The sequence below is a fragment of the Bittarella massiliensis (ex Durand et al. 2017) genome, assembly GCF_001486165.1.
Classification (GTDB): domain Bacteria; phylum Bacillota; class Clostridia; order Oscillospirales; family Ruminococcaceae; genus Bittarella; species Bittarella massiliensis.
In genome coordinates, this window is sequence record NZ_LN908977.1 from 136,625 (window position 1) to 159,802 (window position 23,178).

General features: G+C 61.6%; 20 protein-coding genes and 1 CRISPR repeat array. All 20 genes read left to right on the forward strand.

All coding sequences use genetic code 11. The features are described from left to right. The first annotated feature begins 70 nt into the window (after nucleotides 1-70). The 20 genes from cmk (at nucleotide 71) to BN3266_RS07730 (ending at nucleotide 22,899) form a co-directional block, all read left to right on the forward strand. The gene (gene cmk / locus BN3266_RS07630; protein WP_059004686.1) at nucleotides 71-745 is read left to right on the forward strand and encodes a (d)CMP kinase; all 675 of its coding nucleotides are present in this window, start codon (nucleotides 71-73) and stop codon (nucleotides 743-745) included. Beyond that, complete coding sequence (locus tag BN3266_RS07635) at nucleotides 742-1,347, forward strand: lysophospholipid acyltransferase family protein (RefSeq protein WP_059004687.1); 606 nt, start codon at nucleotides 742-744, stop codon at nucleotides 1,345-1,347. The genes cmk and BN3266_RS07635 overlap by 4 nt, the downstream gene beginning before the upstream one ends. Continuing rightward, nucleotides 1,338-3,362 carry a bifunctional 4-hydroxy-3-methylbut-2-enyl diphosphate reductase/30S ribosomal protein S1 gene (locus BN3266_RS07640; RefSeq protein WP_059004688.1) on the forward strand — a complete coding sequence of 675 codons (2,025 nt, stop codon included), beginning with the start codon at nucleotides 1,338-1,340 and terminating at the stop codon, nucleotides 3,360-3,362. Before BN3266_RS07635 ends, BN3266_RS07640 begins: the two co-directional genes overlap by 10 nt. 1,163 nt (nucleotides 3,363-4,525) lie before the next feature. Continuing rightward, nucleotides 4,526-5,755, forward strand: coding sequence for a SpoIVB peptidase (gene spoIVB / locus BN3266_RS07645; RefSeq protein ID WP_059004689.1), 1,230 nt, complete (start codon nucleotides 4,526-4,528; stop codon nucleotides 5,753-5,755). Nucleotides 5,756-5,918: 163 nt separating this feature from the next. Continuing rightward, nucleotides 5,919-6,698 (forward strand): sporulation transcription factor Spo0A, encoded by a 780-nt coding sequence (gene spo0A, locus BN3266_RS07650; RefSeq protein ID WP_059004690.1) that lies wholly within the window; start codon nucleotides 5,919-5,921, stop codon nucleotides 6,696-6,698. 524 nt (nucleotides 6,699-7,222) lie between these two features. Then, entirely contained in the window at nucleotides 7,223-7,897 is a 675-nt protein-coding gene (locus tag BN3266_RS07655) for a nucleotide-binding protein (RefSeq protein ID WP_052537665.1), read from the forward strand. 53 nt (nucleotides 7,898-7,950) lie between these two features. After that, the gene (locus BN3266_RS07660; protein WP_044992901.1) at nucleotides 7,951-8,157 is read left to right on the forward strand and encodes a 4Fe-4S dicluster domain-containing protein; all 207 of its coding nucleotides are present in this window, start codon (nucleotides 7,951-7,953) and stop codon (nucleotides 8,155-8,157) included. Nucleotides 8,158-8,169: 12 nt separating this feature from the next. Next, the gene (locus BN3266_RS07665) at nucleotides 8,170-9,234 is read left to right on the forward strand and encodes a 3-methyl-2-oxobutanoate dehydrogenase subunit VorB (protein WP_021660020.1); all 1,065 of its coding nucleotides are present in this window, start codon (nucleotides 8,170-8,172) and stop codon (nucleotides 9,232-9,234) included. Continuing rightward, entirely contained in the window at nucleotides 9,234-9,989 is a 756-nt protein-coding gene (locus BN3266_RS07670; protein ID WP_021660019.1) for a thiamine pyrophosphate-dependent enzyme, read from the forward strand. Before BN3266_RS07665 ends, BN3266_RS07670 begins: the two co-directional genes overlap by 1 nt. 1 nt (nucleotide 9,990) lies before the next feature. Then, the gene (locus tag BN3266_RS07675) at nucleotides 9,991-10,521 is read left to right on the forward strand and encodes a 2-oxoacid:ferredoxin oxidoreductase subunit gamma family protein (RefSeq protein WP_059004691.1); all 531 of its coding nucleotides are present in this window, start codon (nucleotides 9,991-9,993) and stop codon (nucleotides 10,519-10,521) included. Between the two features lie 223 nt (nucleotides 10,522-10,744). Continuing rightward, entirely contained in the window at nucleotides 10,745-11,350 is a 606-nt protein-coding gene (locus BN3266_RS07680) for a cytidylate kinase-like family protein (protein ID WP_059004692.1), read from the forward strand. A gap of 125 nt (nucleotides 11,351-11,475) precedes the next feature. Further along, nucleotides 11,476-11,745: a helix-turn-helix transcriptional regulator gene (locus BN3266_RS07685; RefSeq protein ID WP_059004693.1), complete on the forward strand. Its 270-nt coding sequence runs from the start codon at nucleotides 11,476-11,478 to the stop codon at nucleotides 11,743-11,745. A 27-nt stretch (nucleotides 11,746-11,772) separates the two neighbouring features. Then, entirely contained in the window at nucleotides 11,773-12,249 is a 477-nt protein-coding gene (gene def, locus BN3266_RS07690) for a peptide deformylase (protein ID WP_368013949.1), read from the forward strand. A gap of 441 nt (nucleotides 12,250-12,690) precedes the next feature. Next, nucleotides 12,691-13,710: direct repeats of the CRISPR family, unit length 32 nt; unit sequence GTCGCACCCCACGCGGGTGCGTGGATTGAAAT. A 330-nt stretch (nucleotides 13,711-14,040) separates the two neighbouring features. Continuing rightward, on the forward strand, nucleotides 14,041-15,096 hold the full coding sequence (locus tag BN3266_RS07695; RefSeq protein WP_059004695.1) for a DUF3592 domain-containing protein: 1,056 nt from the start codon (nucleotides 14,041-14,043) through the stop codon (nucleotides 15,094-15,096). A 331-nt stretch (nucleotides 15,097-15,427) separates the two neighbouring features. After that, entirely contained in the window at nucleotides 15,428-18,157 is a 2,730-nt protein-coding gene (locus tag BN3266_RS07700) for a bacterial Ig-like domain-containing protein (RefSeq protein ID WP_195891611.1), read from the forward strand. A 1,151-nt stretch (nucleotides 18,158-19,308) separates the two neighbouring features. Continuing rightward, nucleotides 19,309-20,469 (forward strand): SIS domain-containing protein, encoded by a 1,161-nt coding sequence (locus BN3266_RS07710; RefSeq protein WP_059004698.1) that lies wholly within the window; start codon nucleotides 19,309-19,311, stop codon nucleotides 20,467-20,469. A gap of 18 nt (nucleotides 20,470-20,487) precedes the next feature. Next, entirely contained in the window at nucleotides 20,488-20,919 is a 432-nt protein-coding gene (locus BN3266_RS07715) for a secondary thiamine-phosphate synthase enzyme YjbQ (RefSeq protein WP_075109709.1), read from the forward strand. A 4-nt stretch (nucleotides 20,920-20,923) separates the two neighbouring features. Continuing rightward, nucleotides 20,924-22,084: an SIS domain-containing protein gene (locus tag BN3266_RS07720; RefSeq protein WP_059004699.1), complete on the forward strand. Its 1,161-nt coding sequence runs from the start codon at nucleotides 20,924-20,926 to the stop codon at nucleotides 22,082-22,084. Then, the gene (locus tag BN3266_RS07725) at nucleotides 22,068-22,481 is read left to right on the forward strand and encodes a secondary thiamine-phosphate synthase enzyme YjbQ (RefSeq protein ID WP_059004700.1); all 414 of its coding nucleotides are present in this window, start codon (nucleotides 22,068-22,070) and stop codon (nucleotides 22,479-22,481) included. The genes BN3266_RS07720 and BN3266_RS07725 overlap by 17 nt, the downstream gene beginning before the upstream one ends. A gap of 13 nt (nucleotides 22,482-22,494) precedes the next feature. Continuing rightward, complete coding sequence (locus BN3266_RS07730) at nucleotides 22,495-22,899, forward strand: secondary thiamine-phosphate synthase enzyme YjbQ (RefSeq protein WP_059004701.1); 405 nt, start codon at nucleotides 22,495-22,497, stop codon at nucleotides 22,897-22,899. Nucleotides 22,900-23,178: the final 279 nt, after the last annotated feature.

The window sequence follows — 23,178 nt, forward strand, 5'->3', positions numbered from 1 at the left end:
CCGCCCTCCGGGGCGGCTTTTGCCCCGGAGGGGGCGCCATTACCACCGATTTCGAGGAGGACGAACAGATATGTTATCCATTGCCATTGACGGGCCCGCCGGCGCGGGCAAGAGCACCATCGCCCGCACGGCGGCCGGGGCGCTGCACTTCATCTACGTGGACACCGGGGCCCTCTACCGGGCCATCGGCTATCACGGCCTGCAGGTGGGGGCCGACCTGACCGACACCGCGGCCATCAAGGCCCTGCTGCCGGGGCTGCAGGTGGACCTGCGCTTTGTCGAGGGCCAGCAGCGGGTCTTTGTCGGCGGTGAGGACGTGAGCGACTTCATCCGCTCCCCCCAGGTGAGCAAGGCTGCCTCTCAGGTCTCGGCGGTGCAGGAGGTGCGGGATTTCCTGATGGAGACCCAGCGCTCCCTGGCCCGCAAGAACAGCGTCATCATGGACGGGCGGGACATCGGCACCGTGGTGCTGCCCGACGCCGATTTGAAGATCTTCCTCACCGCCTCCCCCGAGGCCCGGGCCCAGCGCCGCTGCAAGGAGCTGGAGGAGAAGGGGAGCCCCATGCCCTATGAGGAGGTGCTGCGGGACATCCAGCAGCGCGACTACGACGACAGCCACCGGGAGGCCGCCCCCCTCAAACAGGCTGCGGACGCGGTGCTGGTGGACACCAGCGAGCTGAATTTGGCGGAGAGCGTGGACGCGGTCTGCGCCCTCATCCGCCAGCGTCTGGGGGACCGGCTATGAGTTTTTACCGCTTTGCCCACGGGGTGGTCAACGTGATTTTTCGCGCCCTCTACCGGGTGCATTACGAGGGGCGGGAGAACCTGCCCCCCCAGGGCGGCTACGTCTTCTGCTCCAACCACATCAGCGACCTGGACCCCATCTTTGTGGCCCTGCCGGTGCGCCAGCAGATCTGCTACATGGCCAAGATCGAGCTCTTTAAGGGCCGCTTCACCGGCCGGCTGCTGCGGGCCCTGGGGGCCTTCCCGGTGGACCGGGGCAAAGGGGACACCTCCGCCCTGGACCGGGCCAAAGAGGTGGTGAAGGAGGGGAAGATCCTCGGCGTCTTTCCCGAGGGGACCCGCTCCAAGACCGGCAAGCTGCTCAAGCTCAAGTCGGGGGCCATCGTGGTCTCGGCCCAGACCGGGGCCGACATCCTGCCGGTGGCCATCTGCGCCCCCAAGGGGATGCACCCCTTTGCCCCCGTCTATGTGCGTTACGGCGCCCTCATCCACAATGAGGAGCTGGGGCTGACCGACATGAAGGCCGCCTCCCAGCTCAAGGGGGCCAAGGCCCTGCTCACCGAGCGGATGGCGGCCCTGCTGGAGGAATTGTCATGCCGGTGATTTTGGCGAAGACCGCGGGTTTTTGCTTTGGGGTGGACCGGGCGGTCAAACAGGTCTATGACCTGCTGGAACAGGGGAAGCGGGTGTGCACCCTGGGGCCCATCATCCACAACACCCATCTGGTGGCCGACCTGGAGCGCCGCGGGGTGCGCACGGTCACTTCCCCCGCCGAGGTGGGGGAGGGGGAGACCCTGGTCATCCGCTCCCACGGGGTCCCCTCCTCGGTCTATGCGCAGATCGAGGCGGCGGGGATCGACTGGGTGGACGCCACCTGCCCCTTTGTGGCAAAGATCCATCAGATCGTGAGGGAGCGCTCGGAGGCGGGGGACCTGGTCTTGGTCGCCGGGGACCCCGATCACCCCGAGGTGGTGGGGATCGTCGGCCACTGCCCCGGCGAGGTGCGGGTCTTCTCCACCGCCGAGGAGCTGCGCCGCCTGGCAAAGGAGGGGGACTTCTCCGGCCGCCCGGTGTCGATGGTCAGCCAGACCACCTTCAACGTGGCCCTCTGGAAAGAGGCGGTGGCCGAGGCCGAGGCCCTTTTTCCCGGCCTCTCGGTCTTCTCCACCATCTGCTCGGCCACGGCCAGCCGGCAGCAGGAAGCCGAGGCCCTCTCCAAGAAGAGCGGGCTGATGGTGGTGGTGGGGGACCGAAAAAGCTCCAACACCGCCAAATTGCGGGAGGTTTGCGAAAAAAATTGCCCCACAATCCTGGTAGAAACTGCGGATGAACTGTTGCAACAGCGCGGTTTGTATGCTAAAATAATAGGAGTTACCGCTGGTGCTTCGACTCCGGCGTGTATAATCAAGGAGGTACTACATACAATGAGTGAACTGCAAAACGACGTTCAAGGCGAAGACTTCAGCTTTGAAGAAGCACTGGAGGAGAGCCTCAAGCCAATATATACCGGCCAGCGCCTCAAGGGCGTAGTCACCAGCATCGCCCCCAATGAGGTGACCGTCGATATTGGCACCAAGCACACCGGTTTTGTCGCCCTGAGCGAGCTCACCAACGATCCCAACGCGTCGGCGGACGACATCGTCAAAAAAGGCGATGAGATCAACGTGATCGTTTTGCGGGTCAACGATCAGGAAGGCACCGTCCAGCTGTCCAAAAAGCGCTACGACGCCATCGAGGGCTTCGACAAGATCGTCAAGGCCCAGGAGGAGGACGCCATCCTCACCGGCACCGTCACCGACGTCATCAAAGGCGGCGTGCTGGTCAGCTGCTACGGCATCAAGGTGTTCGTCCCCGCCTCCCTGGCGACCCTCCGCCGCAACGACGACCTCAACGCCCTCAAGGGCACCGAGGCCGAATTCAAGGTCATTGAGATCAACGAGCGCCGGGCCCGCGCCATCGGTTCCATCAAAGCCGTTCTGGCCGAGCGCAACAAGGCCGTTGCCGAGGCCTTCTGGCAGTCCGTTGAAATCGGCAAGCACTACACCGGCACCGTCAAGAGCCTGACTTCCTACGGCGCCTTCATCGACCTGGGCGGTGTGGACGGCATGGTCCACATCAGCGAGCTGAGCTGGAAGCGCATCAAGCACCCCAGCGAGGTGGTCAAGGTCGGCGACACCGTCGAGGTCTACGTCAAGGACGTGGACTTTGAGAACAAGAAGATCTCCCTGGGCTACAAGAAGACCGAGGACAACCCCTGGGTCATCTTCCAGAGAGACTACCATGTCGGCGACGTCATCAAGGTACAGATCGTCTCCATCACCTCCTTTGGCGCCTTTGCCCGGATCATCGACGGGGTGGACGGCCTGATCCACATCAGCCAGATCTCCAACGAGCGGGTCGAGAAGGCGGCCGACGCCCTGCAGGTCGGACAGGAGGTCGAGGTGAAGATCACCGAGGCCGACATCGACCGCAAGCGGGTCAGCCTGTCCATCCGCGCCCTGCTGGACAGCCCCAAGCGGGAGGAGCGGGATGACGACTACGGCTTCTCTTCCAGCGAGAACAACGTGGTCTACTCCACCGAAGAGGCCGATGCCCTGAAAGAGAGCGAAGGGGAGTAATCCACCCCTTTTGAAAAAGCGCCCTGGAGCGAGCCTGAACGGCTCCCTCCGGGGCGCTTTTCTCTAGTGTGGAAGGGGGAGGCGGGGGCCGTTCACGCCTTTCCAGTCCGCCATTCCCCGTCTATCGGGGTGGGAAAATGGCAGGTGTTGTGCTGTTGCCTAGTTTTTTGTCTGCACTTGGGAAAGGGAGGGGGAGAAGGTCGTGTTACCCCCCCTTTTCCACCCGCCGCCTCTTATCCCCTGGGGTGCAAAAGCGCAATGGTTGCCCTGCTGCCGTCCCTTGGCCCACCCTATAAAAGGAAGGGGGCGGGTGTGCTGTCCGCCCCTTTCTGCCTGTGCTCCAGTCCATTGCAGTACAAGGACGCGATTGCCGCACGGTTCTCTGTCTTTTTGCTTGCACCGTGAAAGGGAGGCATTCGGGCCCTTCCCCTGTCACGCCTGCCGCTCCCTGTTCATCGGGGTGCAAAAACCTATCGTCCACTCCTTTGCTTGTACCGCAGAGGAGGGAATGTGTATTGCCCGCTCCTTTCGGCCTGACGCTTCCGGTTCATAGAGGCGTAAAAGCGCAATTGCTGCCCTTCGCCTATTCTTTTGTCTGCACAATGAAAAGGGGAAGTGAGTCTAAAGTTTACCCTTCCTGTCCACTGCCCTCTGCCTATTGGGGTGCAAAATGCGAATGCCCCCCTGTTGCTCATTTTTTATCCGCACAGTGGCAGAGAGAGGCAGCATCGTTTGTGGCTTCCCGCTTGTGCGCTCTCCCCATTGGGGTGTAAAAACGCGATTGCCGTCTTATCACTTGCTTTTCTGTCTGTACCATAGAGAGGAGAGCGGCTGTATTTGCCCTCACCATGCAATGGTTGGGCTGTCGCCCATTCCTTTATCCGCTCCCTCTCGCCCGCCGCTCCCCGCCTATTGAGAGGCAAAAATGCGCTTGTCGCTCTGGCGCCCACCCCTATCTCCACCCATCGCCCTCCGCCGGGCAGGTGACAAGTCCCCTGTCTTCCCCTTCTTTTTGACCAGTATTTTACAAAAAAATCGACTGTGCGCCGCTAGACTGATGGGAGGCGGCTTTGCCGCTTCTGCCCCCACCGCCGCGAATTTTTTCCTTTTATAATTGCAGGTGGGCGGGCAAACAGTAAGGAGGTAAAGGCAGGCGATTTGCGTTGAAAAAACAGATTCAAAAAATATGCGGGCTGGCAGCGGCCCTCTGGGCGGCCTTCTCCCTCTCCTCGCTGGGAGCGGTTGCCTACTATCAAAAGACCCTTCCCGACCAGTTCTACGTCTCCTCGGCCGATGCGGTCTCCTTCTCCGGCGCCACCCCCTTCTCCTTTGCCACCGGCACCGACGAGCGGGCACGGGAGGCGGCGGCCTCTGTGGGCGGAAATCAAAACTTCTTCACCGACGTCAACCTCTTTGGCCTTATCCCGGTCAAGGATGTCCATGTCTCGGTGGCGGACAAGCCGGTGGTCACCGTCTCCGGCCGCCCCTTTGGGGTGAAGATGTACACCGACGGGGCGGTGGTGGTGGGCATCTCCCCGGTCAAGACCAAGGACGGCGCCAAAACCCCGGGGGAGGAGGCGGGGCTGCAGGTGGGGGACGTCATCGTCACCCTGGGCGGCCAGCCGATCAAGAGCTACACCGACATCACCGCCCAGGCGAAGGCCGGTCAGCCCCTGATCTGTGAGTACATGCGGGGCGGTTCCCGCTATTCCACCACCGTCACCCCCGCCCTCTCCAGCGAGGGGGGATACAAGTTGGGGGTCTGGGTGCGGGATTCTTCGGCGGGCATCGGCACCATGACCTTTGTGGCCGGCAGCGGGGACAACCTGATTTTTGCCGGGCTGGGGCACGGCATCAGCGATGTGGACACCAAGGACATCATGCCCCTGGCCACCGGCGAGATCGTCTCGGCCAGGATCAGCGGGGTGCAGAAGGGGCAGAGCGGCACCCCGGGCGAACTCAAAGGCCTCTTCACCAGCGAAAAGGCGCTGGGTACCCTCCGCCAGAACGGCGAGACCGGGGTCTACGGCCTCTTTCACCAGGCCCCGCAGGGAACCACCATGCCGGTGGCCTATAAGCAGGAGGTCAAGGAGGGGGCGGCCCAGATCCTCTGCACCCTGGACGGAGACACCCCCAAACTCTACGACATCGACATCGAAAAAATCAACCTCAACGACAGGGAGCGCACCAAGAACCTGCTCATCCGCGTCACCGATAGCGAACTGCTGGAAAAGGCGGGCGGGATCGTCCAGGGGATGAGCGGCAGCCCCATCATCCAGAACAACCAGTTGGTGGGGGCGGTCACCCATGTGCTGGTCAATGACCCCACCCGCGGTTACGGCATTTTCGCGGAAAATATGTGGCAATCCACCAAAACCGTCTCTGTTTCCTGAGGATGTTGCCCCAATTTCCGCTATTTTTGATTGTTTTGATGTTTATTACAAAATTTCCCAGATAAACCCATTGACAATCTTACAGAAACTGGTAAAATATAGATATGTGATGTGAAATTGATAAGGGAAAAGCAAATTTTATTGTATCAGGAGGAGATTGACAATGAACACAAAGGTCAAGGTATTGGTGGCTGACAACAGCGCGGAGTTTGGGGAGCCCTGCGCCGAGGTGCTGAAGAAGCACGGCTATGCAGTCACCACCATCGCCAGCGACGGCAACCTCTGCATGGAGGCCATCTGCAAACAGAAACCGGCGGTGGTGATCCTGAACGCCTTCATGGCGAACCTGGACGCCATTGAGGTGATGACCCAGACCCGCGAAAAGGGGATCACCCCTGTCTATGTGGCCATGCTGGGATTTGACAACTACAATATCGAGTCCGCCCTCATGCAGGCCGGCGCCAGCTACTACGCCATTCAGCCCTTTGATTTTGAGGTGCTGGCCAAGCGGGTGGCGACCCTGCTGGGCAAGGTGGAGGAGCCTGCCGGCGAGACGGTGGTCCCCATGAGCCAGACCGATTTGGAGATCGCCATCACCGAAACGCTGCACCTGATCGGCGTCCCCGCCCACATCAAGGGCTACCACTACATCCGCGACGCCATCTCCCTGTGCATCCAAAACAGCGAGATGCTGGGTTCGGTCACCAAGATGCTCTACCCCACGGTGGCCAGGATGCACGGCACCACTGCCTCCCGGGTGGAGCGGGCCATCCGCCACGCCATCGAGGTGGCCTGGGATCGGGGCGACATCGAGGTGCTCAACAGTTACTTCGGCTACACCGTCAACGCCCTGCGCGGCAAGCCCACCAACTCCGAGTTCATTGCCATGATCGCCGACCGGATGTCCCTCTCCATGAAAAAGAGCGGCGGCGTCCACGCCTAACATCCCCCTTCTCGCGCCCACTGGTACTGTTTGATTTCCCCATCCGCACCGCCAGACTTCCCACTGACGGTGCACGGTATGAAAAAGAAAGAGTGCGCGCCCGGCTACCCCTGCCGGGCGCGCGCTTTTTGTCTATTGGGGCGCGTTCAGGCGGCGGTCGCCCCCCTTCTGTCCCTGCCGAGCAGAGAGGACAAGGGGGTGGGCGTCCAGTAGGGGAGTGGGCGGAAACCTTTCCCAAGGGAGAGAGGGCCCGCTTTCTCCTTTCCCCCTTTTTGCTGTCCAAGGGGGAGGGAAGGTCCCTGCAACTGCCTGCATTTCGACAGTTTGTCCAAATAATTCCTTTCTCTTTTGCCGTTTATGCCCGAAATTACCACGGTTTCGCATTTGTGGTGTACCGGCAAAAATGATATAATAATTCTTACATCCACCTGCTGCGCGTGCGCGGGCTGGATTTATTTTGGAACACGTCATCGCTTTAAAGCGAAGAAAGGCGGTGAGCTGGTATCGAATTTCAGCACAAGAGGATCGCGGTCACCGGCCATTACGGCAGCGGCAAGACAAACTTTGTGGCCAACCTGGCCTTCGCCATGGCCAGAGAGGGCAAAAAGGTGACGGTGGTGGACCTGGATGTGGTCAACCCATATTTCCGCACCACCGACTTCAAGGACGAGTTCGCGCGGGTGGGCATCGACATCATCTCCCCCACCTACGCCAACTCCAACCTGGACATCCCCGCCCTGGGGGCCCAGGTGCAGTCGGTCTTCTGCGACGACGAGGGCTACGCCCTCTTCGACGTGGGGGGGGACGACGCAGGGGCGGCGGCCATGGGCCGCTATTCGGCCCTTTTCAAAGAGGGGGGGTACGAGCACCTGAGTGTCTTCAACTGCTACCGCTACCTGACCCGCTCACCGGAGGAGTCGCTGGCGATCATCCGCGAGATTGAGACGGCTTCCCGGCTGCCGGTCACCGGCCTGGTCAACGCCTCCAACCTGGGCTTTGAGACGGGGGAGGAGACCATTCTCGACAGCCTCCCCTACGCCGGGGAGCTGGCCGCCCAGACCGGCCTGCCGGTGCGCTGCACCCTGGTGCGCGAGGAGCTCTACCCCGCGCTGAAGGGGCGGCTGCCCGCCCCCTTCCCGGTGAAGATCTTGGTTCGTCAGCCCTGGCAAAAAGAGCTGCCCCGCCAGGGGCAGGAGTAGCGGCGGCGAGTACACGCAAACCCAATTGGCAATGAGATATGAGGAGGGAAATCATGCCCAAAATCACAGTGAACGAGGACATCTGCAAGGGCTGCGGTCTCTGCACCGCCAACTGCCCCAAAAAGATTGTCCGGCTGGCCAAAGACCGGCTCAACAAAAAAGGGTATCACCCGGCGGAGTGCTTTGAACCCGAGGCCTGCATCGGCTGCGCCATGTGCGCCACCATGTGCCCCGACTGCGCCATCACGGTAGAAAGGTAGGGATACGGCAATATGACAGACAGAGTGTTAATGAAGGGCAACGAAGCCCTGGCGGAGGCGGCCATCCGCGCCGGCTGCCGCCACTTCTTCGGCTACCCCATCACCCCCCAGACCGAGGTGTCGGCCTACATGGCCAAGAGGATGCCGAAGATCGGCGGCACCTACCTGCAGGCCGAGAGCGAGATCGCGGCCATCAACATGGTGCTGGGCGCCGCCTCCGCCGGGGTGCGGGCCATGACCTCCTCCTCCTCCCCCGGCATCAGCCTCAAGAGCGAGGGGATCTCCTACATAGCCGGCAGCGACCTGCCCTGCCTCATCATCAACGTCATGCGCGGCGGCCCCGGTCTGGGGGGCATCCAGCCCTCTCAGGCGGACTATTGGCAGGCCACCCGCGCCTCCGGCCACGGCGACTTTCAGAACATCGTCTTTGCCCCCTCCACCGTGCAGGAGATGGTGGACCTGACCTTCCAGGCCTTTGACCTGGCCGACAAGTACCGGATGCCCGCCATGATGCTGGCCGACGGGATGCTGGGCCAGATGATGGAGCCGGTGAGCTTCCCCGAGGACTACACCCCCATCCAGGCCGACAAGTCCTGGGCCACAAACGGCCACCAGAACAAGCGCCCCCACAACATCGTCAACTCCCTCTACCTGCAGGCCGACGAGCTGGAGCAGCTGGTGGTCGACCGGTTTGCCCGCTACGAGCAGGTCAAGCAAAACGAGGTGCTGGTGGAGTGTGAGAACACCGAGGATGCCGACTACATCGTGGTCGCCTACGGCGCCACCGCCCGCATTGCCAAGGCCGCCGTCAAGGCCGCCCGCGAGAAGGGGCTGAAGATCGGCTGCATCCGCCCCATCACCGTCTGGCCCTTCCCCACCGAGGAGATCGCCGCCGCAGCCGAGGGCTGCAAGGGCTTCCTCTGCGTGGAGATGAGCATGGGGCAGATGGTCGACGACGTCCGCCTGGCCGTCAACGGGAAGGTGCCGGTCTCCTTCTTCGGGCGCACCGGCGGCGTCATCCCCACCCCGGCAGAGGTGCTGGGCGAAATTGAAAAAATGGCAGGAGGTGACCGGTAATGGCAATCGTCTTTGAAAAACCCAAGGCCCTGACCGACGCAGTGCTCCACTACTGCCCCGGCTGCACCCACGGCATCATCCACCGGCTGGTGGCGGAGGCCATCGACGAGCTGGGCATCGAGGGCAGGACCATCGGCGTCGCGCCGGTGGGCTGCGCGGTCATGGCGTACAACTACTTTGCCTGCGACATGGTCGAGGCCGCCCACGGCCGCGCCCCCGCAGTGGCCACCGGGCTGCGCCGGGCCCTCCCCGACAGCGTGGTCTTCACCTACCAGGGCGACGGCGACCTGGCCGCCATCGGCACCGCCGAGACGGTGCACGCCGCCACCCGGGGCGAGAACATCACCGTCATCTTTGTCAACAACTGTATCTACGGCATGACCGGCGGGCAGATGGCCCCCACCACCCTGCCGGGGCAGATCACCCAGACCACCCCCTACGGGCGGGACACCGCCACCGCCGGTTTCCCCATCCGCATGTGCGAGATGCTCTCCACCCTCGACGGGGTCGCCCTGGCCCAGCGGGTCACGGTGGACAGCGTCCCCCACGTGAAAGAGGCCAAAAAGGCCATTCAGAAGGCCTTCCAAAACCAGCTGGACCACAAGGGCTTCTCGATCGTCGAAGTCCTCTCCACCTGCCCCACCAACTGGGGCCTCACCCCGATCGAGGCCATGCAGTGGCTGCGGGACAACATGATCCCCTACTACCCGCTGGGGGTCTACAAGGACAAAGACGCGCAGAAGGAGGAGAAGTAGTATGACCCAAAACATCCTGCTGGCCGGCTTCGGCGGCCAGGGCATCCTCTTTGCGGGCAAGGTGGCGGCCTACTCCGGCCTGATGGACGGCAAGGAGGTCTCTTGGCTGCCCTCCTACGGCCCCGAGATGCGGGGCGGCACCGCCAACTGCTCGGTCTGCATCAGCGACGACCCCATCTGCTCCCCCCTGATCCTCAACCCCGACGCCCTGCTGGTGATGAACAAGCCCTCCTACGACAAGTTCATCCACAAGGTCCAGCCCGGCGGGGTGGCGGTCGTCGACGCCACCCTCATCGGCGACCGGGAGGAGATCGAAGGGGTCAAGACCTGCTATGTCGAGGCCACCCGCCTGGCCGAGGAGAACGACCTGCAGGGGCTGGCCAACATCATCCTCCTGGGCAAGGTGCTCAAAGAGTGCGGCTTTGCCTCCCTCGAGGCGGTGAAGAAGGGGATCGAGAAGAGCGTCCCCGCCCGCAAGCAGCACCTGGTCGAACCCAACTTCCGCGCCATTGAGTTGGGGATGAGCCTGTAAAACATCCTGACTGTCTCCTGCCCTTGGCAGGAGCTGTCCGCTCCCAAGTCGCCTCTGTTGGCCGCGCCGGTCACGGTCAGAGGGGCGGCTTTTTTGTGCCTGTCCCCCTCCTGTAAGGGGGCAGTTTTTTCTGTTTTGCAGAGGATTTTTTTACCCAGGACGGCGGCGTTTTGGTATAATGAGGATAGAGGCCGGCTGTCCGGCCCGAAAGGAGCGTGGCAACATGCGCAGACAGATCATCACCATCAGCAGAGAGTTCGGCAGCGGCGGCAGGACCATCGGCAAAGAGGTGGCCCAGCGCCTGGGTGTTCCCTGTTACGACAAGGAGCTGGTCAAACAGGTGGCGACCGAGACCGGCCTGGACGAGGGGTATGTGGAGCAGAAGGGGGAGGACGCCCCCGGCTCCAGTTGGCTGGCCTGTGCCTTCTCGGCCCGGGGCGGCCAGGTAGGGTTAAACGGCCTGTCGGTGGACGACTTTCTCTGGGCGGTGCAGCACCGGGTGATCCGGGAGCTGGCCGAGAAGGGGCCCTGTGTCTTTGTGGGCCGCTGCGCCGACTACATCTTGCGGGAGCGGCAGGACTGCCTGCACGTCTTTGTCCACGCCGCCCCGGAGGTGCGGGCGGACCGGATCGTCCGCCTCTATGGCGAGAGTGAGAAGAAGCCCGCCAAGCGCTTGGAGGAAAAGGACAAGAAGCGCCGCACCTACTACAAGTATTACACCGGCCAGGAGTGGGGGATGTCGCAGAACTACCACCTCTGCCTGGACAGCGGCGCCCTGGGCCTGGACACCTGTGTGGACCTGATTGTCGGCTTGGCGGAAAAAGAGTGAGAAAAGGCCCCCGGACCCCCTCGGGTCCGAGGGCCTTTTGCTGTGCGAATAGGAAAGTTGACTTGACAGTTGTGGACCGGACTGGTACTGTAAAGGAAAGTCGACTTGACAGAGGAGGGAGCGCGTTGAAGAATCGCATCCGCCTGCTGCGGCGGGAGAAGGGCCTTTCCCAGCAGGCGCTGGGAGAGCGGGTGGGGGTTTCCCGCCAGACCATCAGCGCCCTGGAGGCGGGGCGGTACGAGCCCTCCATCTGGTTGGCGCACGACATTGCGCGGGTGTTTGGCCTGCCCATCGAAGAGGTCTTTTTGTTTGCAGAGAGCCCCCGCAAGAGCCGTGCCGAGAGCAGCCGCACGGGGGCGAAGAGACAGCAGAGGAAGAGAGAAGTGCTGCTGTAAAGGAGAGAGGGAGGCGCCAACATAGCTTTGCGTGAAATCAGGAAGAAGGGGGACCCACTGCTCAAAAAGCCCTGCCGGGAGGTAGGGGAGATCGACGGGCGGGTTCGGCAACTGCTGGAGGACATGGAGGAGACGCTGCGGCAGGTGGGCGGCGCAGGGATAGCCGCCCCTCAGGTGGGGGTGTTGCGGCGGCTGGTGGTGATCCTCCCCTGGGAGGAGTCGGGCCTTGAACAGCCGCTATTTTTGGTGAACCCCCGCCTAGTTGCGGCGGAGGGGGCGCAGGAGTGCGTGGAGGGCTGCCTGAGTAACCCCGGCTGGTGGGGAAAGACCATTCGCCCCCAGCGGGTGCGAGTAGAGGCGCTCGACCGGGAGGGAACCCCCATCTCCATCGAAGGGGAGGGGGCGCTGGCCAAGTGTCTCTGCCATGAGCTGGACCACCTGGACGGGGTGGTCTTTTGGGAAAAGGCCATCTGTCAGGTCTTTCCCCAGGAGCAAAGCCAATAGGACGGTTTGTGGCTGGGATGGAGGACAGCTGCAAAGGGAGGAGAGTGGACGGGGAACCCTCTTCTCTGACTTTTGGAGTGGATGCACAGGGCGCTTGCAGGAGGGAAGCTCTTTCGCGCCAGTCTCCCTCTTTCTAGTTGACATACCCAATTTTGATTGGCTTTTTTTGCGAAAAAGCTTGTCGGGAAAGGGGCATTAGTGACAGGAGAAGGGGGAAGCGTTCTTTTTTGCGGCTCTTAAAATAGTGCAGTTCTACCCTCATTTTAGGGCGGTGCGAAGTCCAAGCGGACAGAAATTCCCCGGTGGGTTCGCACCGAAAAATTGTAAGATGGACAGGCAGAGTGAAAAAGAAGAGAAGATAGACGCCAAAAAATTGACAAGTGTTTGTGGAGAAGGTATATTGAAAGCACAAACAACAGTGTGCTTTTGTGTATGTTTGCTGTCGCACCCCACGCGGGTGCGTGGATTGAAATCCCATGTACGACTGGAATACAGAAGATGACTGGGTCGCACCCCACGCGGGTGCGTGGATTGAAATAATGAGGCGGGGCAGCCGGAGGTGACTGACGACCGTCGCACCCCACGCGGGTGCGTGGATTGAAATTGTAAATGACAGGATTAGACATATTTTTCCTCCGTCGCACCCCACGCGGGTGCGTGGATTGAAATCCACACGCCATCGACACACACACTGCCATAGCCGGGTCGCACCCCACGCGGGTGCGTGGATTGAAATGTAATGAAGGCCCGGTATAAGCTGGGGCCCTGGGTCGCACCCCACGCGGGTGCGTGGATTGAAATTGAATCCGGTCGGAAGTCCTGCGGCAGTGTTTCTGTCGCACCCCACGCGGGTGCGTGGATTGAAATGCCATAAGCAACCACCATGTACTTCCGCTCCATGTCGCACCCCACGCGGGTGCGTGGATTGAAATCGCCGATGGCTCCATTTAAGATTCCGATTATTCCGTCGCACCCCACGCGGGTGCGTGGATTGAAATCAGCAACTTGAAGCCATCCTTCCAGAGTACCGAGGTCGCACCCCACGCGGGTGCGTGGATTGAAATGACTGGCCCGGGATGGTGCAGTGGTATTGCGACGTCGCACCCCACGCGGGTGCGTGGATTGAAATCTCATTGACCGGCCGCCAGCCGATCAAGCAGCCCGGTCGCACCCCACGCGGGTGCGTGGATTGAAATTCACGCAGACCGGGGAGCGGTGGCCGACCCGTCGGTCGCACCCCACGCGGGTGCGTGGATTGAAATCTCGTGAGGACGGGGTTTTAATTCGCTCGGCTGTGGTCGCACCCCACGCGGGTGCGTGGATTGAAATCCGCTATCGAAAACTGGAGAAGCGGGTAGACCAGAGTCGCACCCCACGCGGGTGCGTGGATTGAAATCGCTATAAGAAGAAGTATGGTCGGGCCTATGACGTCGCACCCCACGCGGGTGCGTGGATTGAAATCCGGAGATGATGGCGTCCTCGGTCACGTCGAGGGCGTCGCGCCCCGCGCAGGTGTGTGAACTTGAAATTTTATCAGTGCTCAAACCCAAAATGACCTCACTGGTCACATCCCGTGCAGATGTACATATTGCTACTTCTCTGGTTTTTCCCACGGAGTTAGAAGTTGTGCTTACATGGTAGCTGTATGCCGTGCGGGGAGAAACGGCGCGGCAGATGTAAATCGCGTATTTATAAAAGATTTTCCCTTACAGGTGTGCCGGTGGCCTATAGTCACCATCAGAGAAATCCATTGGCAGGCAAATGAGCCGATGAGAAAAAGGAGGCAGAGGTGTGAAGAATAGAGGCTTCTTGCTGGTGAGGGCCATCCCTATTTCATTTATCGTTCTGTTTTTGGCGAGGACAATGCTCAAAGCACAGAATTTTTCGAGCAGGATTGCGATCCTCCCCTTTTTGATCTGCGGCCTCACAGAGCTTTTGCGAACGATATTTTTGGCAGTGGGCTGGGAGAAGGCGGCAAAGCTGCTCTACAAGGTGTACGCCGCCAGCTTTTTGCTCTACGTGTTTGGTTTCTTGGGCGTTTGGTGCTATGTGAACTTCACCAATCAAGCGTATCTGTCGCTGCTGTTCTCACTGCCGTTTTGGCTCGTTGGCGGCTATCTGGTATACAGGGTGTTTTTCAGAAAAAAGGATCAACCGGTCAAGGCCGACCCCAAGAAGCGGTCTTTCCATCTGAATGTCAATTTCAAGGTGGTCGTGACCTGCTTTTTGGTGGGGGCGTGCCTGCTGTCCGGCATTTTTATCCTGTTTCTGGGGGTGAAGGACACCATCCAATTAAGCCAGAGAGCAGGGGGTTACACCGCCACCGAGGGGCATTTTGTCGACTATGAGGTCTACCGGAGCGACAGGGAGGGCACGACCTACCGCCTGATTTATGAGTACGAGGTAAACGGCGCCCCGTACCGCGTCTCCACAGACTACGGGACCAACGCGATCCCCGCGCGAAATAGCACCAGAACGGTGAAATATGACCCTGCCAACCCCCAAAAATCGGTTCTGGCGGGGAGCAACAGTGCAAATTGGATGATTTTTATGGGCCTTTTCTTTGTTCTCGGTTCCACTGTGTTCATCCTGGCTTGGTTCACCGTGAAGGGGTGTTTCGACAGGTTCAAAGTCAGTGTATGGGGGGTTTATATTGGGGTCGTGTTCACCTTTGTAGGGGTCGGTCCCATCCTCTTGCGAAGGGGGGAGACCGGCTCGTGGCCTGCCTGCTTCAAGTCGTTCGGCCTCTGGATCTTGATTCCGCTGATGATGATAGCAGTGGGTCTCTTTCAGACCGTCAAGTGCCTGCTCCCCAGCCGCAGCAAAAAAGGGGAGAGGGGGCAGTAGAGGACTCGGTGTGGTCCGCTGTACCGGTTTCGCCGACAAAATAAAAGAAAACCAGAAAGGGAAAGAGGGCTCTTGTGTATCCCTCTTCCACCTGTTATGCAGCGAATTGGCTGAAATGGTTTTCTTCCCTTTCCCCTCCCTTTTCCGCTTTTTAGCCGCCTCAAAAGGCGGCTTTTTTTGTTTCCCTATCTGGAATGCCAAAAGAGCCCTTTTTTCTTTGGCTGAAATGTCACTGGTTCCCCTTTGCAGATATTGGTATAATTTTCCTAACAGTTTCGACAAATTTATTGTTTTTTCGACAAATTGCAAATGGGAAAGGGGACACAAAAAGATGCGTATCTGCGGGAAAAGAGGGGTGGCGGCCCTGCTTGCCGCCCTGCTGGTGGGCGGGGTCTTTCTGCCCACAGCCACAGCGCTGGCCGGGCCCGCGCCCTCTCTGTTGGCCACGGCCGACAAAAGCGAGGTCTCCCCGGGGGAGGGCGTTTCCGTCCAACTCTCCCTCTCGACCGAGGGGAGTCAGGTGGCGATCGTCCAACTGGTGTTAAACACCCCTCAGACGGGTTGGTCCTGGGCGGCCGACGGGTCGGACAGGTGGATTTCCCCCTCCCCCAACGCCACCGTTGACGAGCAGTCAAATGTCGGAAGCCATGAGTGTTTTATCACCCCGGCGGACGGGTCGGCCTATTTTGGGCAGACAGTCGAGCTGGGCGCCTTAGAGGCGTTGGCGGGGGAGAGTGCGCCGGCGGGCGCTCCCCTTGCAGCCGACCTGCGCTATACCCTTTTGGATGAAAACTTTGCCCCCTTGGGGGAGGAGGAACGCTCCCTCGTCCTGCCCGATGTCTCCGTTTTCGCCCCTGCGCCCCCAGCAGTCACCGGCCTTGCGGTGGAAAAACTGCCCGACAAAACCCTTTATCTGCCGGGGGAAGAACCGGACCTGACAGGCGGCCTTCTGCGGGTGGACTACGGGGACGGCACCAGCGCCCAGTTGCCGATGGCCGAGGCTGACTGCGACATCGGCGCGGTGGGGGAGGGTCCGCAGCAGCAGATCGCCCTCACCTACCAGGGGCAGTCGGTTTCCCTCTCCGTCGGGGTGCGCCAACCCCAGGGCCTGACGGTGCAGATGCTGCCCGACAAGACCCGCTATGCGGTAGGGGAGGGGGTGGACCTCACCGGCGGCCTGCTTTCAGCCGACTACGGCGACGGGCTGTCCCTCCCGGTTCAGATGGCGGAGGCCACCTCCAGCGGCTATGACAGCACCCGGGTGGGGGAGCAGCTGGTGACCCTTCGGTGGAAGGGGTTTGCTGTCTCCTTTTCTGTAACGGTGGACGGGGGCGACCTTCAGTCCATCGCCCTTGCTACCCTGCCCGACAAAACAGTCTACCAGGTAGGAGAGACATTCGACCCTGCCGGCGGCGTCTTGCGGCTGGAGTATGCCGGCGGCGGTTGGGCGGAGCGGCCTTTGTCGGTGGAGCTCTGCCAGGCAGCCGCCTTCGACAGCCCCGGAGAAAAAAGTGTTCTGGTCACCCTCGAGGGAAAGACCACCTCCTTTGCAGTGGCGGTGGCGGACAACCCGGTCACCGGACTGGTCCTCCTCTCGCTGCCGCAGCGCCTTACATACCAGCTTGGAGAGGAGCTGGTGGTGGCAGGCGGGCGGTTACAGGTCTGCTACCAAAACGGTGACAGCAGTGAGCTGGAACTGACTCTCGCCCTCTGCAGCCCCACCCGCTTTACTCAGCCGGGCAGTCAGACGGTCACCGTTACCTACCTGGGGCAGAGCGCTGTCTTCACCGTCCAGGTAGAGCCACGGCAGTTGACGGGCATCGCCCTTGCCGCCCTGCCGGCCAAGACCATCTACCGGGTGGGGGAGCCCTTTGATCCCACCGGGGGCAGCGTCGCCCTCACCTATAGTGACGGCGGCAAAGAGGTGCGCCCCCTCACTGCCGAAATGGTCAGCGGCTTTGACAGCACTGCCCCGGGGGAACCGGTGCTGACGGTATCTGTCGAGGGGCAGACAACCACCTTTTCGGTGCAGGTTCTCCCCGAAGAGCAGCCGTGGAGCCTTTCCTTTGCCGTTCTCCCCGCCAAGTCCAGCTACCTGCAGGGCCAGCCCTTGGACCCCTCTGGGGGCGTTCTCCTCCTTTCGCGTGGGGAGGAACAGCGCCGTGTCCCCCTCTCGGCCGAGATGTGTTCCCGCTACCGGCCCCAGTTGTTAGGGGTGCAGATGGTGAGCATCGCCTGTGAGGACGGGCGGCTCGATTGGCCGGTCACCGTTCTCTCCCGGGCGCGGGTGGACGCCCTCAACGCCCAGCTGGAGGGGATCTCGTTGGAAGATGTTCTGCCTGAGGAGGAAGGGGTGCTGCAGGCGCTCTTGGACCAGGTGGAGGCACTGCCCCCGCTGGAAAGAGAGGGGCTCTCCGATTCAGGGCTGACCCGGCTCAAGCAGGCCATCGACCGGGCCGCCGCCCTTGCTTCCCCCGAGCGGGTGGAGCACTTTGACCAAAACCGCCTCACCGTCCGCGCCCCGCAGGGGGCCCTCTCCTGGCTGTGTGACCTGTCGGTGCGGGAAAAGGTGATTTCCGAGGCCCTCACCCAGGCGGTACAGCGCCTGCGGGGAGAAAGGGCCAAGGTCTGGCGCTACTACCAGTTGGAGGTGGAGAGCGCCGCCCGCTCTTCCGGCGGTTTTGACGCCCCGCTGGAGGTGCGCATCAGCCTGGACGACCTGGCAGACCCCACCACCGCCGCGGTCTTTTTGGTGGCGGAAGATGGCTCCCTTTCCCAGTGTCCGCTGCAAATGGAGGGGGAGTGGGGCACCTTTGTCGCCCCCGTCCCCGGCAGTTACGCCCTGGTGGGCGAGCGGGGGAAAGAGGAGGAGCCTGAGATAGGGGCAGGAGAGCCATCGGCCCCCTCCACCCCTGAAGGAGGGGGGACGCCCTCCTCCGGCGGTTCTTCGGGCGACAGCGCCCACACGGGAGAGGAGGGGAGTCCCGCTCTGCCCCTGGTCCTCCTTCTAGCGGCAGCTCTTGTTTTGCCTTTGACAAGGCGCAGCAGGCAGAGGCGTTGACTCTTTTCCTTGACGGTAAAAAAGGACCTTCCCTTCGGCAGAGAAGCCGAGGGGGAGGTCCTTTTTGGGAGGGGGGTGAAGGGGTTTCAGCGCATTTTGCAGTTTGGGGCGAAGGGAAAAGGTGGGAGACGGGAGTGGAGAGGAAAACCACTTGCCGCCCTTGGATGGAGCGCGATTTCTCTCGCAAGCCTTCATTTTGAGTGCAGAGGGCGGTGGGGGAACGTTTTCCAAACAGAGAGTGTATTTTCTGATGTGCTTTCCAGGAGAGGAGGGCGGAAGGAGTGGAGAAAAGCTCTTTTGCCATTCCTAGCTGGATGCTGTTATCCCCGCAGGATTACATTTTAGGCGCGGTAGTGCAGTAAGAAAATGCCACCTAATAGGAAGTGTATTTTCAGGTGTGCTTTGTCGAAGAGGAGGGCGACGGGAGCGACGAGCGTTCTCTGCTGTTCTTAGTTGAAACGGATGTGCTGTTCCCTTCGCAATTGCGTTTTGGGCGCAAAAGAACAGCGGTGGAGAAAAAAGGGAGATGTTTTTCAGGCGTGCTTTCCCGACAAAGAGAGCGGTAGAAGCAGAGAGGCCTCCTCGCTAACTCGACTGGATGTTGCCGCTCCTGTGAGAGGACATTTTGGGTGCGGATGGGCAATGACGAGGGGACACTCCCTGAACGGAGTTGCCTTTGCAGACGCACTTTTTCGACAAAGAAGGTGGTGAGGATAAAGAGGGAGGGCTTGGTCGTCCCGGCTGGGCGATGTTGTTCCTGTAAAGTTGTGTGTTAGGTGCAGAGAAGCGCCGAGGGGATGGCGTCAGACGTCCTCGCAATGGGTAGAGACAGCTGCCGGAGATAGGCTCCTTTCAGACCTAGGGAAAGGGGAGCGGCGCGGCCTTCCCAGAGGCCCTGCATATCAAATATCTGTGGTCGCCTTTGCCTGGTGGCCCCCTTTTGGTGGAGCAAGCGTACAGTTTATACGGCTTTGCCCTTTTGAGCCCCTGCGGATTTTGGCCGGGTGGGAGAAAAGCGGAGAAAATACAGATTTTGTTTGGGAACAATTGACTTTGACCTGGACGCCCTATACAATATTTTATGGAAAGCAATTTTGAGAATATACAAATTGCCCAAAAAACATGTCCTATTTTTGTCGGGAGGTAAAACCATGAAAAAACTGGACTGCAACAACGCCCTGCGAATGGAGACCTTTGACCTGCCGGTCATGGCCCGCCCCTTCGCCGAGGCAAACGACAAGCCCTTGCGAATGGCCCTCACCACCCCCCAGCTCTTCTCGCCCCGCAGCTGCCTGCTGGTGGGCTGTGGAGACTCCTACTGCGCCGGGGTGGCGGCCAAACCGCTGTTCGAGCAGCTAGGCGGCATCCGCACCGAGGCCCTTTCGGCCATGGAGGCGTCCCGTCACTGGCCGAAGGAGAGGATCGGGAACGAGCCCTGCAACCCCCTGCTCTATGTCATCTCCGCCTCGGGCAATGTCTCCCGCAATATCGAGGTCTGCCAGCGGGCGGCCGCCTGTGGGGTGGGGGCCCTGACGGTGGCGGTCACCGCCCACCCGGACTCCCCCATGGCCAAGGCCAGCCAGGCGGTGCTCCCCATCTCCCCCACCCCCTTTGACAGCGGCTTTGACGAGCACTCCCCCGGGCTGCGCAGCTACTATGCCTCCCTCTACGCCCTCTGCTCCTCGGCCATCCGTATGGGCGAGGTGAAGATGCGCTATCCCATGAGCCAGGCCGACGACTACCGACGCGCCATGGTGGAGTACGCCGAGTCCTTCGGCGGCGAGGTGATGGAGCAAATCGACGACGCCATGTTTGCGCTGGCCCAGCAGTGGCAGGAGTTTGACAGCTTTGAATTTTTGGGCAGTGGCGCCCAGATGGCGACCGCCTGGTTTGACGCGGCCAAGATCTACGAGGCGACCGGAGATGTGGCCACCTACGAGGACATGGAGAACTGGTGCCATGTCAACTACTTTGCCCGCGATCACCGCCGGGTGGGGACGGTGCTGAGCATCTCCAAGGACTCCCCAGCCATGGTCCGCGCCCTGGAGGTGGCGGAGGTGCTGGCCCGGCTGCGGCCCACCCTCATCGTCACCGATGCCGACGCCGCCCTCTTCCCCGAAGAGGCGACGGTCTGCCAGCTGCCCAGCCCCCGCTACGGCTTCCTGGCCCCGCTGATGGACTACGTGCCGGTGGCCCTTCTCTCGGGGTACCTGGCCCGGCTGAAGGGGGTCTCCCTCTTCCGAGGCGGAGAGCCGGCCTTCCAGAGCCAGCCCACACACTTTTTGAAAACCAGCCAAATCGAGATTGTATAGGAGAGGGGAGGAACCACCGTGCATTTTTACGAGACCAAGATCGAGTGCCCCAAGGACGGGGTGGTGCAGCTGACCGAGTGGCTGCGCCGGTGCGTGCGGGAGAGCGGGGTGCAGTCGGGCATCGCCGTCCTCTCGGCCCCCCACACCACCTCGGGCATCTCCTTTAACCCCTACATGTTGAAGCCCGAGGACCACCAGGACATTCAGCAGGCCCTGGACAGGCTCATCCCCATGCGCATCGACTACGCCCACCAGTTCGACAACCCGGCCGACGCGGCGGGGCACAACAAGTCCGCCCTCATGGGCACCAACACCACCTTCATCGTCGAGGGGGGCGAACTGGTGCTGGGCAGCTCCCAGGGTGTGTTTTTCTTCGAGTTCGACGGCCCCCGCACCCAGCGGTGCCAGCTGGCCGTGTACAGCGACTCGTCTTTTTGCAAGGAGGAATGATTGGATGAACAGCGCAATGGAAAATCCGGCCGTCCGGCAATCGCTGGGACTGGTCGACTGCACAAAGCCCCTCTGCGACGACCTGCAAAAAAAGATCGAGACCCTCTACACCGACGAGGAGATCCGCAACTTCTGCGAGGTGCTCCTCACCGGCTGCGGCGACTCCTATGTGGCCGGGCTGGCGGTACAGCCGGCCTTTGAGGCCTTGAGCGGGATGCGGGTCAAGGCCCTCTCCACCACCGAGCTCTGCTTTCACTATCCGCTGCCCAGCGGCGACTACGGCCCCGCCCTGGCGGTGGGGGTGAGCATCTCCGGCAAGGCCGCCGACACCGCCGCCGCCATGCAGGCGGTGAAAAATGCCGGCGGCTGGACCCTGGGGGTCACCGAGAGCCGCACCACCGCCCTGGCCCAGACAGCCGACCGCATCTTGAAACACGACTCGATGGAGGCGGAGCTGGCCCCCGGCACCAAGACCTATTTCACCAGCCTCCTCTCCCTGCTCCTGCTGGCCGTCCACTTCGGAGTGGCCAGGGGGCACATCACCGCCGACGAGGCGGCCGCCGTGCGCGCCGACATCGAGGGGTACACCGAGGCGTTTCGCCCGGTCATCCCCACCCTGACCGAGCAGTGCATGGCCCTGGCGGAGATGCTCAAGGACTGCCGCCACTTTGAGACGGTGGGTTCGGGGACGGACTACGCCACCGCCGCCTTTGTGCGGGAGAAGATCTACGAGGCGGTGGGCAAGGTCACCGCGGTGGAGAATACCGAGGACTGGCTCCACGTCAACTACTACGCCAGAAAGCCCGAGGAGATCGGCACCCTCCTCTTCGCCGCCGGCGACAGCCCGGCCAAGAGCCGCTACCTGGAGGCCGCCTGGGCGATGGACTTCATCGGCCGGCCCTACGTGGTGGTCACCGACCTGGATGCGGGGGAGTTCCCCCCCTCGGCTAAGGTCATCACCCTCCCCAAGGCGCCCCGCCTCTGGCTGACGCCGCTGATGCAGTTCATGCCCATGACCATGCTCTTTGGCTTCATGCAGGAACTGCTGGGCGAAAAGCCCCTGCGGGGACTCGAGGGCGTGTGGGGTGGCAAGAACGCCATCTACGCCGACCAGAGCGGGATCCTCGACTACTTTAAAGAGAAGGGGGATGAACGCCGTGGTTGAGACCATCGAGCTGCAGACCCAGCACCATAAGGCCTATGACATCACCGCGCAGGTGAAGGGGATCGTCGAGAGAAGCGGGGTCAAAGACGGCATCTGCACTATCTTCTGCCCCGAGACCACGGCGGGCATCTGCATCCACTCCTTCTGGGACCCCCTGGGGTGGGACGACATGATGGACGACATCCAGCGGGCCTTCCCCGCCACGGTGGACTACCGGCAGCGCACCCCCTCCGCCTACACTGCCGCCGCTTCCACCAAGGCCAGCTTGATGGGCGGGGTGCAGAGCCTGATCGTCCGGGACGGGGCGCTGGCCTTTGGCTCCTCCCAGGGCATTTTGCTGGCCGAATTCGACGGGCCCAGCCGCTGTCGGCGGGTCTGCGTCAACGTGATGGAATAGGGAGGACAGAGCCATGTACCAGACCATACAACTGACCACCGGCCCCATGCAGGCGCTGGACATCACCGAAAAGGTGCGCGCCTGCGTGCGGGAGAGCGGGGTGCAAAACGGCATCTGCGTCCTCTTTGTCCCCCACACCACCGCCGCCATCTCCCTTGGCAAAAAGGACGCCGAGGGCAAGGTGGGGGAGGACTTTCAGGGGGAACTGGACCGGGTGATCCCCCTGCGGGCCAACACCATCCACGTGGAGACCCCCTTTGACGCGGCGGGACACATCAAGTCCAGCATCGTCGGGGTGGACATCACCCCGCCCATCTGTGACGGGAAACTGGTCCTGGGCGACGACCAGGCCGTCTATTTCTACGAGTTTGACGGCCCTCGGCCCCGCAAGGTGCTGGTGAAGTGCTACGGCAAATAGGTACATTTGTCCGCCGGTGAAAACCGGTGGGAGAGCGGCCCGCCCTATTTGGGGCGGGCCGCTCTGCGTCTGTGCCTCCGGGGGAGGGGCGGTCGCCGAAGGATGCCTCTTTTGGGTTGGGGCGGGAGGGCGGACTTCCCAACTTGCAGGGGGACCCCGCTTGGTGTATAATAGATAAGCAATCGACAAGGTTGTCAAAACCGGAACGCGGCTGCACGATCTCCCCAAAAGAGGGGCGGTGATGCGGCTTCTCAATTGGGCGGGCGAAGGCCCCTGGCG